The organism is Butyribacter sp. (assembly GCF_056818865.1).
This window is the reverse complement of the sequence record NZ_DBLYGC010000015.1, coordinates 54629-69053: the sequence shown is the minus strand read 5'-3', so window position 1 is coordinate 69053 and position 14425 is coordinate 54629. Positions and strand designations below refer to the sequence as shown.

At 35.6% G+C, this 14425-nt stretch carries 13 protein-coding genes; 12 read left to right on the top strand and 1 reads right to left on the bottom strand.

What is annotated here, in order from left to right; translation table 11 throughout:
* Nucleotides 1-10: 10 nt before the first annotated feature.
* From ACZLXV_RS08510 to nudC, 10 genes are all read left to right on the top strand, one after another.
* Nucleotides 11-1180, top strand: coding sequence for a PP-loop family protein (locus ACZLXV_RS08510; RefSeq protein ID WP_367336266.1), 1170 nt, complete (start codon nt 11-13; stop codon nt 1178-1180).
* Nucleotides 1181-1445: 265 nt separating this feature from the next.
* Complete coding sequence (locus tag ACZLXV_RS08505) at nt 1446-1703, top strand: DUF6465 family protein (RefSeq protein ID WP_022225545.1); 258 nt, start codon at nt 1446-1448, stop codon at nt 1701-1703.
* A 26-nt stretch (nt 1704-1729) separates the two neighbouring features.
* Entirely contained in the window at nt 1730-2482 is a 753-nt protein-coding gene (locus ACZLXV_RS08500; RefSeq protein WP_367336264.1) for a ParA family protein, read from the top strand.
* Between the two features lie 2 nt (nt 2483-2484).
* Nucleotides 2485-2802 carry a nucleotidyltransferase family protein gene (locus ACZLXV_RS08495; RefSeq protein ID WP_367336263.1) on the top strand — a complete coding sequence of 106 codons (318 nt, stop codon included), beginning with the start codon at nt 2485-2487 and terminating at the stop codon, nt 2800-2802.
* Nucleotides 2789-3178, top strand: coding sequence for an HI0074 family nucleotidyltransferase substrate-binding subunit (locus ACZLXV_RS08490; RefSeq protein WP_367336262.1), 390 nt, complete (start codon nt 2789-2791; stop codon nt 3176-3178). Before ACZLXV_RS08495 ends, ACZLXV_RS08490 begins: the two co-directional genes overlap by 14 nt.
* A gap of 17 nt (nt 3179-3195) precedes the next feature.
* The gene (locus ACZLXV_RS08485) at nt 3196-3759 is read left to right on the top strand and encodes a histidine phosphatase family protein (protein ID WP_022225547.1); all 564 of its coding nucleotides are present in this window, start codon (nt 3196-3198) and stop codon (nt 3757-3759) included.
* A 2-nt stretch (nt 3760-3761) separates the two neighbouring features.
* Nucleotides 3762-4595 carry a deoxyribonuclease IV gene (locus ACZLXV_RS08480; protein ID WP_022225548.1) on the top strand — a complete coding sequence of 278 codons (834 nt, stop codon included), beginning with the start codon at nt 3762-3764 and terminating at the stop codon, nt 4593-4595.
* Nucleotides 4595-5251 carry a YkgJ family cysteine cluster protein gene (locus ACZLXV_RS08475; RefSeq protein WP_482383123.1) on the top strand — a complete coding sequence of 219 codons (657 nt, stop codon included), beginning with the start codon at nt 4595-4597 and terminating at the stop codon, nt 5249-5251. The genes ACZLXV_RS08480 and ACZLXV_RS08475 overlap by 1 nt, the downstream gene beginning before the upstream one ends.
* 96 nt (nt 5252-5347) lie before the next feature.
* The gene (locus ACZLXV_RS08470) at nt 5348-6400 is read left to right on the top strand and encodes a S66 family peptidase (RefSeq protein WP_482383122.1); all 1053 of its coding nucleotides are present in this window, start codon (nt 5348-5350) and stop codon (nt 6398-6400) included.
* Nucleotides 6401-6485: 85 nt separating this feature from the next.
* On the top strand, nt 6486-7376 hold the full coding sequence (nudC, locus tag ACZLXV_RS08465; protein WP_482383121.1) for an NAD(+) diphosphatase: 891 nt from the start codon (nt 6486-6488) through the stop codon (nt 7374-7376).
* A 56-nt stretch (nt 7377-7432) separates the two neighbouring features.
* On the opposite strand, the gene ACZLXV_RS08460 is transcribed toward nudC, so the two are convergent.
* Nucleotides 7433-8131: a glycine zipper domain-containing protein gene (locus ACZLXV_RS08460; RefSeq protein WP_482383120.1), complete on the bottom strand. Its 699-nt coding sequence runs from the start codon at nt 8129-8131 to the stop codon at nt 7433-7435.
* Nucleotides 8132-8216: 85 nt separating this feature from the next.
* Here ACZLXV_RS08460 and ACZLXV_RS08455 point away from each other — a divergent pair, with 85 nt between their 5' ends.
* Together ACZLXV_RS08455 and ACZLXV_RS08450 are read left to right on the top strand one after the other, a co-directional pair.
* Nucleotides 8217-11390: a peptidase associated/transthyretin-like domain-containing protein gene (locus tag ACZLXV_RS08455; protein WP_482383119.1), complete on the top strand. Its 3174-nt coding sequence runs from the start codon at nt 8217-8219 to the stop codon at nt 11388-11390.
* A gap of 353 nt (nt 11391-11743) precedes the next feature.
* A complete protein-coding gene (locus ACZLXV_RS08450) occupies nt 11744-14389 on the top strand; it encodes a hypothetical protein (protein WP_482383118.1) in 2646 nt (881 codons plus the stop codon).
* The last annotated feature ends 36 nt before the right edge of the window (nt 14390-14425 follow it).

The following is a 14425-nucleotide window of genomic DNA, read 5'->3' as shown; positions in this document are numbered from 1 at the left end:
AAATGTGCTAATGAATGATATAAATGTAAAATACAGTGAGATAAAAGGATGGGACAAGGACTCATATGTACTTTTGGATATACGTGATGAATCCTCAGTAGGGTATGGAATAATACCGGGGGCTGTTCATATACCGGAGGATAAGATAGATGAAAAAATAGATGAAGTATCATCCGGAAGAAAAGTTGTAATATATTGTACAAGAGGAGTATTTAGTGCTGAGTGTGCCGGAAGGCTGAGAGAGCAGAAGCAGATAGAAGCATATAGTCTTGAGGGCGGTTATACAGGCTGGATACTTGAAAATATTAAAATTGAGGAAGAAAAAGAAGAAAACGGCAGCAGAAAAGACGATATAGAAAAAAGTATCAGAAAGAAATTTCATAAGCAGCTCTTCTCAAAATTTGCCAAAGCAATAAATACTTATGAACTTGTAAAAGAACATGACAAGATAGCTGTCTGTATATCCGGCGGAAAAGATTCAATGCTTATGGCAAAGCTTTTTCAGGAGCTTAAACGACACAATAAATTTGAATTTGAACTCGTATTTCTTGTGATGGACCCCGGATACAGCGAAGCAAACAGAAAAGTAATAGAGAATAACGCAAAGCTTATGGATATACCCATAACGGTATTTGACTCGACAATCTTTGATGCCGTATATGAAATAGAGAAATCACCTTGTTATCTGTGTGCAAGAATGAGACGAGGATACCTTTACAATAAAGCAAAGGAACTTGGCTGCAATAAAATAGCCCTTGGCCATCATTATGATGATGTGATAGAAACTATTCTTATGGGAATGCTTTACGGAGGTCAGGTACAGACAATGATGCCTAAACTCCACAGCCAGAATTTTGAGGGAATGGAGCTTATAAGACCGATGTATCTTATAAGAGAAGATGATATAAAACACTGGAGAGATTACAACAATCTTCACTTTATACAATGTGCCTGCCGTTTTACGGATACATGTACGACATGCAGAACAGATGGCAGCAGTGTATCAAAGAGAATGGAGATAAAAAATCTTATAGCAGAATTAAAGAAAACAAATCCGTTTATTGAGAGTAATATATTTAAAAGTGTTGAAAATGTAAATCTTAAGACGATAGTCGCTTACAAAAAAGACGGAATAAAGCATAGTTTTTTGGAAACTTATGATGAAAATGAGGGTAATTAGCTTTTGGTTAATTACCCTCGTATACTGTATTATTGAGAATTAAATTTGTTTATGGCATACTATAATATATAAATATCAGAAAGTAATAGCGTTTTATAGGAAAAATTGCGGTACGGGTTATGGCTTGAGATATTGATAACATCATAGGCATTATGATAAAATATAAAACAGTTATAGATAGTTGTATAATAAAGTTACTATATAAGTTATATATGTGACTGATTTACAAATATTCAGATATGTTTTTTACAAGGAGGGGACTTAAATGGCTAGAAAATGCAGCGCCATGCGTGCAGAAGAAAAATTAGGCGGATTTGCGACAGCAAAGAAGCATATCACAGTACAGTATAATGAGAGAGAACGCTCGGTGGACAACTTACTTAGTCTTATCAGACGTGATGTGATAGAAAATCACGGAATAGCTGATGAGGATATCACAGAGGTAAATGTATATATCAAACCGGAAGAAAATGCTGTATTTTATGTTATAAATAACAAGCTTCAGGGACAGATTGAATTTTAAAGGAGTTTAAAAGGGGGAAAATTAAAATGGCAATTACATTTGTTGTGGCAAATCAAAAAGGTGGTATAGGAAAAACAACAACAGCAACTACACTTGCGGGGATACTTGGAAAGAAGTACAAAACACTTCTCATTGATGCGGACCCACAGGGAAACAGCAGTGCCACATATCAGGCTAAGATAAAAGATCAGGCGACGCTATATGATGTAATGGTCGATTCCGACCGTATACCTTTGGAAGAAGCGGTACAGCATCTTGAAAATGGTGACATTGTAGCGTCAGATCCATTGCTTATAAAAGCAGAAAAACTTCTTGATGGAGATGTAGAAGGTCTTTACAGACTTAAGGATGCCATTGAAGAACTGGAAGAATATGATTACATAATAATAGACACGGCACCGGCATTGGGAGTGGTACTTTACAACAGTCTTATAGCTGCTGACAGAGTGATTATACCTATCACTGCGGATGCATATTCACTTCAGGGAATAAACCAGCTTTACAGCACGATAAAAGCCGTACAAAAAAGGCAGAATCCGTCTCTGAAAATAGAAGGTTTGCTGCTTGTGAAATATTCAGGACGCTCAAACCTTGAAAAGAATATGCTTGATGAGCTTAAAAAAACAGCAGACAGCATGGGAACAAAATTGTTTGAAACTAAAATCAGGGAATGTGTAAAAACTAAAGAAGCGCAGACGGCAAATAAACTTCTTATAGATTATGCACCAAACTGTACAACAATGCAGGATTACAATGAATTAGTTAAGGAATTGATGTAAATATGGCAGTAAATAATCAGAGATTATCCGAGAAAACAGGTATCAGGGAAAAAGTGATAGAAGAAATACAGGAACTTGCAGTTGAATATAAAATAGAAAAAGTTATTCTATTTGGTTCAAGAGCAAGAGGTGATTATCGTGAAAGAAGCGATATTGACCTTGCTGTATATGGGAAGGATTGTGCAAGATTCAGCCTTGATGTAGATGATTTGACTACAACATTATTAAAATATGATTTTGTGGACATGTATCATTCTGTGCAGCCGCCATTAAAAAAGTCAATAGAAGAAGAGGGAATCTTAATATATGAAAAAATATGAGAATTTTTGTAATGCACTTAATAATCTAAAAGAAATATATGAGTATAACGAACCATATAATAATGTTGAATTGACGGGACTTGTCGGTCTTTTTGAAGTTTGCTTTGAGCAGTCATGGAAAGCAATGAAAGAAATATTGTATGCAAATGGATTTTCAGAGGGACAAACAGGTTCGCCGAGACAGATTTTAAAAACGGCATACGAAGCAAGAATGATAAAAAATGATATAGTCTGGCTTGAAGCATTAAGAGCAAGGAACAATGTGGCACATGCGTATAATAAGGATGTGGCACTTGATATAATACAGGAAACAAAAAATAATTATTACAATTTATTTGTGGATTTAAAAGAAACATTGGAAAAAAACTGGCTTTAAAAACGAAAGGATAAATCATGTCAAAATTATATTTTACGAGACATGGACAAACTATATGGAATGTCGAGGGAAAAGTCTGTGGTGCAACAGATATAGAACTTACTGAGTTGGGACATAAACAGGCAATAGAACTTGGTGAGCGCATAAAAGCAGATAAAAATATTAAAATAGATGAGATAGTAGCGTCACCGCTTATAAGAGCAAAAAATACAGCCGAACATATTTCTGAGATAACAGGGATACCGATGCATACGGACATGCGTGTCATAGAGCAGAATTTTGGAAAGTACGAGGGCGGTGGAAGACGCAGCAAAGAATTTTCGGAAGCAAGAAATAATTTCATATATAGCTTCGATGGTGGAGAATCAATGTTGAAAGCAGCGTCACGAGTTTATAATATATTAAATGAAATAAAGAAAGATAAAGACAAAACGTACCTTATTGTGGCACACAATGGTATAGCAAGAATTGTAAACTCATATTTCAAAGATATGGCAAATGAGGATTTCGCAGCATATGCCATAAAAAACTGCGAGTTGCTTTGTTATGAGTTTGAAAACACCAACAAGGAGGCAGATTGAACATGTATTATATAGGAAATCATTTATCAGCATCAAAAGGTTTTGCGGCAATGGGCAGGGAAGCTGTAAAATTAGGCGGCAACACGTTTGCATTTTTTACAAGAAATCCACGAGGCGGCAAAGCGAAAGCGATAGATGAAAAAGATATAGAGAAATTTCTGGCATTTGCAAAAGAGCATGAATTTGGGAAGATAGTAGCGCATGCACCATATACGATGAATCTTTGCTCGGCAAAAGAGGATATAAGAAATTTTTCAAAAGAAATGATAGCTGATGATATGAAGCGGATGGAATATATTCCGGGCAATTATTATAATTTTCATCCGGGTTCACACACAGGACAGGGAGTGGAGACAGGCATAGAATATATTGCCCAGACACTTAATGAGATAATAACACCAGAACAGTCGACGACGATACTTTTGGAAACAATGGCAGGCAAGGGCAGTGAGATAGGAAGAAACTTTGAAGAGTTAAGAACCATAATAGATAAAGTGGAACTTAATGATAAATTAGGTGTTTGTTTCGATACATGTCATGTTTGGGATGCGGGTTATGATATAGTGGAAAATCTTGATGGTGTACTTGAAGAATTTGATAAGGTAATTGGACTTGACAGATTAAAAGCAGTTCATTTTAATGACAGTATGAATGTATGCGGTTCACACAAAGACAGGCATCAAAAGATAGGACAGGGAAATATAGGTCTTGAGGCAATGAAAAGAGCAGCACTTCATCCTATATTAAAAGGCAAGCCTTTTATACTCGAAACGCCGAATGACAATGAGGGATATGCTGCAGAGATAGCAATGTTTAAAGAATGGATGTGTGACTGATGGAAAGAAATGTAGACATGACTGAAATATCCGATGGAAAAAGATACACATCAAATGACCTTGCAAAATTGGGGTGTGGTGATTGCGCAGGATGCAGTAAATGTTGTCACGGAATGGGAGAGTCAATAACACTTGACCCATATGATATATATAACCTTACTATAAATCTAAAAATGACATTTAATGAGCTCTTGGCAGAAAGTTTAGGTCTTTCTGTCAAAGATATGATAATACTTCCGCATTTAAACTTAAAAGCAGAAGGGGAGGGGTGTCTTTTTCTGGATGAGAATGGCAGATGCAGTATACATTCGTTCAGACCGGGAATATGCAGGCTGTTTCCACTTGGAAGGATATATGAAAATGAAAGTTTCAGTTATTTTTTGCAGATAAATGAGTGTGTGAAACAAAACAGGACAAAAGTGAAAATAAAAAAATGGCTTGGTATACCAAATCTGGCAGCGTATGAAAATTATATAAATACATGGCACTATTTTTTGAAAAACATGAAAGCGTTTCTTGAGGAACAGGATAATGAAGAAATGTCAAAAAAAATAAATGTATATATATTAAAGATATTTTTTGAAGAGCCATATAATAATGAAGATTTTTACACGCAATTTGAGAAACGTATGCAGAAAATGCAGCAGATTTTCTGAGCTTTCCATTGGCTTAAGACAATGGGTAGTTCACATTGCAGGTTTTAAAGATAAAAAGAGATAGCGCAAAATACATGCGTAGAAATGAGGACAAAAATGAGGATTCCTGATAGTTTACAAAAAGGCGGTACAATAGGTTTTGCGGCACCTTCGTTTGGCTGTAACATAGAGCCGTATAAAACAGCATTTGATAATGCAGTCAGCAAATTTGAAAAAATGGGTTACAAAATCATAAAGGGTCCAAATTGTTATGAGGGAAGCGGTGTTGGAATAAGCAACACACCAAAAAAATGTGCTGATGAGATAAATTCTTTTTTGTGCGGAAAAGATAATCAGTCCGTTCAGGCGTTATTTTCGTGCGGGGGCGGGGAACTTATGTGTGAAATATTGGATGATGTGGATTTTGACAGTATAAAAAAGTCAAAACCTGTATGGTATCTCGGATATTCAGACAATACTAACCTCACATTTCTGCTTCCGACAATCTGTGATATTGCAGCAATTTACTCGCCATGTGCACCCGCATATGGAATGGAGCCGTGGCACCCGGCACTCAGAGACACATTTGCACTTCTGACAGGAGAAACAGATAAAGCACACGGATATGATAAGTGGGAAAAAGAATCACTAAAAAATGAAGAAAATCCGCTGGAACCATATAATGTTACGGAAAAAACAGAAATAAAGAAATTTGGCAGAGGAAAAGATGACAGTATAGTAAGATTTGAAGGAAGAATTATAGGGGGCTGTCTGGATTGTCTTTCAAATCTTGTTGGCACAAAATTTGATAAAGTAACAGAATTTAATAAGAAATATGAGGACGATGGAATAATATGGTTCATGGAGTCATGCGATTTAAATCCTATGGCGATAAGACGTGCAATATGGCAGCTTGACCATGCGGGATGGTTTGAAAATGTAAAAGCCTTTCTTATAGGCAGACCGCTTTGCCTTGACGAAGAAATATTAGGCGTAGACAGGTATAATGCGGTATATCCATTGCTTGAAAAGTATAATGTACCTATAATAATGGACTTGGATATAGGGCATACAGCACCGATGATGCCGGTTATATCGGGAGCAAAAGCAAATGTGAAAGTAGAGAATGGCACAATAGAGGTAGAATATATCAGGGAACTGTCAGATTAAAACGGCAGTTTTTTAAATACAGCATGACAAAAACGGGTGTTGCAAAATTTGTAACACCCATAATATATGGAAAGGAAACAAAAAGATGATACAGGATATAAAGCCACATACCTTATACAATCAGTACAAACATGTAATACCTGAAAAAGATGATAGGGCGGTGGTGTTTGACGGAAGAAATGTACTTATATCGAGAACTGAAGATGATACGCTTGATACCCCCAAATGTTCCGACATAAAAGGAGAATACATATACATACTGTCGATAGATGAAACAAGATATTTTCTTTTAAAAAATGCTGTTGAGTGTGAAAAAGAAGGAGAGGTGAGCAATTATATAGGAAGAAACAGCAATGGAATTGATGAATTTAAATTTGAGCCGATAAAGAATTTAAGGCAGCTTGCATCAAAAGAAGTATGTTTTGCACTTATGACAGCGTGGCATTTAAACACATGGTATAAAGACAACAGATATTGTGGCAGATGCGGAGCTAAAACGGTGCATTCACACAAAGAGAGAATGCTGCATTGTGTGAAATGCGGCAATATGATATATCCAAAGATAGCACCGGCTATAATAGCAGCTGTAACACATGATGATAAACTGCTTCTTACAAAATACGCTACAAACAGGGAATACCGGAAATATGCACTTATAGCAGGGTTTGTTGAGATAGGTGAGACAATAGAAGAAACGGTAAAAAGGGAAGTAGAAGAGGAAGTTGGACTTAAAATTAAAAATCTTACATATTATAAAAGCCAGCCGTGGGGATATGACAGTAATGTACTGATGGGATATTTCGCAGAACTTGACGGTGATGAAAATATTACGATGGATACGGAAGAACTTTCAAAAGCACAGTGGTTCAGGCGTGGAGAACTCCCGGCACACAATGACGGAATCAGTCTCACAAGGGAGATGATAGGTGTATTTGAAGACAAAGAAAAGTATGAAAAAATTGTGAAAAATTATTAAAATCGACATTAGAATGACATAAAACAAGTATATATTACATCGTGAAAACATTGATATTACATTATACAAACATTATAAAAAAGGGAGATATTTGTTAAAAATTGAAAAAGCTTCTTGACAAAGAGTATCTTTTTTGTATAATGGTAATGTATAGCAAGTAAAATATAAGGAGGCATAACAATGATTAAAAAAGCAAAGAAGTCTGTAGCCGTTGGTTTATCAGTAGCTCTTGCAGTTACAAGTGTAAACATCCCGGTTAATTCGGCATCAGCTGCAGCGAAGAAGGCTAAGCTTAGTGCTACTAAGAAAACACTTACTGCCGGAAAGTCTACTACTTTAACTCTTAAGACAAATAAGAAAAAAGCAAAGACTATCAAAACTATTAAGGCTAAGTATGTGAAAGTCAGCACAAGCAAAAAGTCTGTAGCAACAGTCAAAAAAGTATCCAAAAAATCTAAAGTAACAGGAATTAAGGTAACTGCTAAGAAAGCAGGAAAAGCTACAATTACTGTTAAGGTTACAAAGGGTACATACAAAGGCACATATAAGTGCAAAGTTACAGTAAAGAAGAAAGCTTCTGCAACAAAGGCTCCTACACAGGCACCAACTACTGAACCAACTACTGAACCAACAGTAGAACCAACAGTAGAGCCTACAGTAGAGCCTACAGTAGAACCAACAGTTGAGCCAACAACTAGCCCAGCAATTACAGAAACACCAGCTACTAAGGTTACTGTAGTTAATACATCAAACATTACAAAGTCTGATGATACATTCACAGTAACATTAACATTAGATGGTACATACACAGATGAGCAGTTAAAGGGTGCTAAAGTTACTTTGACAAACTCAGCTGCAAAGGTTACTACAACAGCAACATTCAGCAAAATTGATGTTGATGGAAAAGCTGTATTTACAGTAGACGATACTAAGGTGCTTACACCTGGTGATACTACTGCAAATGGTGATTACAAAGTTTCTTCAGATTCAGAAGCATTGGTTATCAGCGGTGACGTTGTTGCTTCATATGAAGAGTCTTTAGCAGGAAACAAGATTAAAGGTTATGTATTAACTGACAAGCTTAACAATGGTACATATGATGGTTCGTTCAAAAATGCTGTTGCAGGTGCTACTGTTTCAGTAGAAGGCGGACAGTCAACAACAACAGATGCAAAAGGTTATTACGAACTTCCATCAGTAGCAGGTAGAAAAATCGTGACAATTTCTAAAGCAGGATTTGTTACTAAGTATCTTACAGGAACTAAGCGTGTATACGTTAACAAGAGCCATGTTACATCACAGAACGTTGCTTTAGAGCATTTCGATGTTAGAAAGTTAACAGTAAATGTTAAAGCAATTGACAAAAATGCAAAGACAGGTATTTCTAAGGCTCATGTTGTATTGAAAAATTCAGCTGGTGCAGTTGTTAAAGAAGGTGACGCTGATGCAAACGGTCAGATTACATTCGGTAACGACTTACATGAAAGTGCCGCAGTTGGTACAGATCTTACAGCAAACGGAACATCAGTTGCAAACTATTTGAATCAGGGAACATATACATTAGAAGTTTCAAAGAAACTTTCAAAGAGCAATGTAAGTGATGTATATGCTACATTTACAAAATCATTCAAGATTGAAAATGATTATACATATCCAATCGAAATTGAAGGTACAAAGACAGCAGCTGTTAAGTCATTCAAGGTAACACAGAACTTGAAAGAAAATGCAGAAAAAGCATATGTTAACAGCAGTTCAAAGATTAATGTTAAGTATGCTCTTTATACATTGGTAGATGGTAATGCTGTATCAGCACCTATCATCGAGAATACTGCAGCAGTTGAGTCAGATGCAATTACTTCAGCTAAGACTCTTACATCTAATATACTTAGTGCTTTGATTACATCAGCATCAACTAAAGATACAGTTCTTGCAGCAGCTTCAAACAAAGCATTAACATTACCAACAGGCGATTACTACTTATTACTTACTCCAGAACTTGCTTCAGGAGCAACAGGTTATACATTTGCATACAATGCAGTTAAAGTTAGTGTAACAGCTGGTGGAGATGTAACAGCAACAGCAGACCTTACAGAAGGTAATGTTCGTACAATCAATACACAGGTTACTTTACCAAATAAGGTAGCAGGTGATGATGTACAGACAGATACAAACGGATTATTCACTGTAAAATGGGATGCTACAACTAAGAAATTTGTATTAGCAGATGAAGCAGCTCCATTTAATAAGGAACAGGTTAAGGCCTCATACGCAATCAGCCAGGTTGTAGCAGGAACAGATGACAAAGTTGCAATTAAGATTCCTGAAAATGGTAACTTTACAACTCCTGAGTATAAGAAGGGTGCAGACGGAGCATATGCTTCATCAGTTAAGTATGTAAACTTCTTAGGAACAGGTAAATATATTATTGAATCTACAGGTGATTATACAACATCTGTTGCTAAACAGACAGAGCAGATTAACAACGATAAGGGTAGCGTTAACTTCAAAGTTGCAGGTGCAGCTAATGTAGTAAAAGTTACTGTAAAAGCTGTAGCTGGTTCTGATGTTATCGGAAAGAATACATTTGGTAAATTAACAAAATTAGTAGCTTACGATTCGACAGGAAAAGCTGTTGCAACAAAAGACTACACAGCAACAACAGCCGCAGATAAGCAGGTTACAGGTCAGGATCTTTTAGCATCAGGAAGTGCTATTACAGGAAGTGCTATCGCTGTAAATGATTATGCTGAGTACAATACTCAGACAGGTAATTACACAATGAACTTACCAGAAGGCAAGTATACATTCGGTGTTACATTAGCAGGATACAAAGAAGTTGTATCAGATGCAGTAGATGTAAATGCTATCGAAAAAGTTGGCATTACAATCAGCAAGAAGTTAGAGAAAGCAACAGCAGATGCTACTACTATTAACGGTGAAGTTAAAGTATTAAACGAGAACAAGATTGGTTACATGAACTTGACAGAAACAAGTCTTACAAATGGTACAGTTGTTCTCTTAAACTCAGACAAGAAGATTGCAGCAATTGACACTCTTAAATGGGATGGTTCAAAGAATGTTTATACATATTCATTCTACAATGGTGAAACTGATGGACAGGGAAAGAATGTAATCAATCCTGGTACATATACTATGGTTGTAAGAACTTCTCAGACTGAAACATATGCTACAACAGTAACAGTTGTAGACGGCGAGAAGAAAGCTGCTAATGTTGACTTAGTAAAAGGTGCTTATGGTCAGATTAAGGCATTCGCACTTGATAACAACAACGCAGTATTAACAGATTGGAATGCAGTTGCAGTAGCTTATGATGAGTACTTCGTAGACCCAGCAATCGCTGGAAACTACGCAGATGGAAAGATTAGTGCTAAGGCATCAGCTTACCCATCAGCAACACAGGGAACTATTTCAACAATTACTGAGAATACAGCAAGATTTGGTGCTTACTTAACATCATCTACATGGTCAAATGGTTCATACTCATATGCTGAGTCAAACAATGGTGTTACACAGAAAGGTTATTATGTATTTGATAAGCTTCCAGCAGGTACATATACAGTTAAGCTTGGTGTAAATGTTTATAATCCAACAGTTATGACTGACAATTTATATCAGTGGAAAGCTGAGACTGTAACACTTAAAGATTCAGGTGATGTAGTTAAGGCTGAGTACACATATGATAAGATTGGTGAAAAGGTTAACACAATTTCTGTTCCTTTAACAATCAATCTTAAAGGAACTTCAGTTCCAACTCCATCTTTAACAAATCCACTTGTAGTAGTTATTGCTCCTACAAAGGGTGCAGGTACTGAGACAATCACTAAGATTGTTACAGATCCTAGAGAATTAAAAGAAATCCCAGTTGCAGGTAAGACAAATTATGATGTAACAGTATTTACATATGATGGATATCAGTTAGCTAGCAATTCAATCAATGTTGAGCGTTCAGCAGCTACAGTAGAAGTTGCATTGAATGCATCTGACATGGACTAATATTGCAAAGCAAGATTGGTGAAATCGCCTAATTTATTAGGTAAAAGATATATAAAGGGGGGACTACATAAGTGGTTCCCCTTTTTTGTATATATAAAATATTTCAAGAACAATTGAAATGTTAGATGTCTCCCAAAAATATAAAATAAAAAGATTCAATTTAGGATAAATTTCTGATTGAATCTTTTTTATTTTATAATATATAAGAATTATTACTTAAAAAAATCAAATAAACAAATTATAACTGTATATAATTACAAAAAAATGGTGTTTTATGTAGTGATTTTTGTGATAAAATGCAAGTAAGAGGGTGGTTAAAACTAATTAAAAATATTTAATAGGAGGCAGAAGGCATGAGAAAAAGAAAGCATATTGCAAAGGTATTGGCATTTGTTTTAGCAGCAGGAATGATTACAACACCAATCAATAGTATTGGAAATGTTGCTGTTGCTTCAGCAGATGAGTCATCAGAAACAGCTAAAAGAGATATGGATAAGTTTACAGCATCACTTACGTATGGGGCAGATGGTGATTGGAATAGTTATCCAATAGAAATAGCAAAAGATGGAGAATATACATTTACACATACAGTTACTAAAGATAATGACAAGATATTACAGTTATCAGTAGGCACAGATCTTACAGCAGAAAGTTTGAGTGATAATTTTAAATTTGATATAGAATCGGTAACATTAAATGATACAACATACAAGGTTGATACATCAGCAACATGGAATTTGAGCGATAAAGGTGTATACGAATATACTATAATAAATGGTTGGGGAAATCTTAATAGTACAAGAGACGAAGAAAATAACCAAATAACTTCTGTAAAAACTGGAGATAAGATAACAGTTAAGATTAATATAACTGGAATGAATAATAATTTAGAAGAGCCGGAGGCAACAAAAAAACCATCAGAGGATAACGATAAAGCAGGTATGGATAAGTTTACAGCATCACTTACATATGGAGCGGATGGTGACTGGAATAGTTATCCAACAGAAATTACAAAAGATGGAGAGTATACATTTACACATACAGTTATTAAAGATAATGACAAGATATTACAGTTATCAGTAGGTACAGATCTTACAGCAGAAAGTTTGAATGATAATTTTAAATTTGATGTAGAATCGGTAACATTAAATGATACAACATACAAGGTTGATACATCAGCAACATGGAATTTGAGCGACAAAGGTGTATACGAATATACTATAATAAATGGTTGGGGAAATCTTAATAGTACACGAGATGAAGAAAATAACCAAATAACTTATGTAAAAACTGGAGATAAGATAACAGTTAAGATTAAGATAACTGGAACGAACAATAAATCAGAAGAATCAGAAGCAACAGAAGAGCCGGAAACAACAGAAGAGCCGGGAGCGACAGAAGAGCCGGAAACAACAGAAGAGCCGGAAACAACAAAAGAACCGGGAGCGACAGAAGAGCCGGGAGCGACAGAAGAGCCGGAAACAACAGAAGAGCCGGAAACAACAAAAGAACCGGGAGTGACAGAAGAGCCGGGAGCAACAGAAGAGCCGGAGGTAACAAAAGAACCATCAGAAGATAGTGGAAATATGGATAAATTCACTGTGAAGTTTTCATATGGAGCAGCGGATACAGAAGAAAGCTCGGATTGGAATTGGATGGAGCAGCCTGTAGAAATTACAAAAGACGGAGAGTATACATTTACATATACTACAACTAAAGATAATGATAAAGTACTGCAATTGGCATTTGCTACAAATCTTTATAAGGGAATTATGAATGACAATTTTAGTATTACAGCAGAGTCAGTAGTTGTTAATGACACAGTATATAAGGTTGATGCAACAAAAGCGGCATGGGACAATTCAGGAAAGGACGAAAATCCATATACATATACGCTTATAAATGGTTGGGGAGGTCTTGACAGTGTTGGTTTATCGAAAATTAAAGCTGGCGATAAGATAACAGTTAAGATTAAGGTAACCGGTACAAATAATAATTCAGAGGCACCAGAGGAAACAAAGGAGCCAGAAGAAACAAAAGAACCAACAGAAGATATAGACAAAGGAAATATGGATAAGTTTACAATTAAACTTACATATGGAGCAAGTAGTGACTGGGCAAGCTATTCATTGGATATAACAGAAGATGGAGAATATACGTTGTCGCATACTGCAACTTGTGATGTTGATTTTATAAATTCATTAACATTAAATACAAACTTATATGGTGGAAGCTTAAATTCTTATTTTAAAATAACACCAGAGTCAGTAACTATAAATGATACGGAGTATATGATTAACTCTGAAGTAGCAGTATGGAATAATTCTGGAGATGCAGTGGTAAATCCATATACATATACGCTTATAAACAGTTGGGGAAATTTAAATAGCGTTAATTTACCTAAAATAAAAAAAGGAGATAATTTAACAGTTAAATTTAGGGTTAAAGGTACAAATTCATATAAGTCATTTGTAAACATACCAACAGTTATAGCTACTATTAAACCAAGTTCAAGTCCAACAGTGGCACCAACAACAGAGCCAACAGTGGCACCGACAACAGAGCCAACAGTGGCACCGACAACAGAACCAACAGCAGCACCAACTGAAGAGCCTACAGTAGAACCAACAACAGAGCCAACAGTAGTACCAACTCAGAAACCAACGGTAGCACCGACAAAGAAACCAACGGTAGCACCGACAAAGAAACCTAGTCTGAAAAATACAACAATTACTGTTAAGAATGGAAAGAAGAAGGTTTCATCAGTAACAGTTAAGGTTGGTAAGTCAGCTAAGATTTCAGTATCAACAAATTCAAATGCAAAACTTTCGATTAGTGGAATTTCAAAGAAAGAATTAAAGGTTGCAAAAATTGTATTAAAAGATAATAAAATAATAGTTAAGGGTCTTAAAAAAGGAAAAGTGAAGTTTAAACTCGTAAGTAAAAAGACTTCAACTTATAAGAAAGCTTCTAAAACAATTACTGTAAATATAAAATAGTGATTTAAATAAGATTTAAATTCAATTAGATGTAAC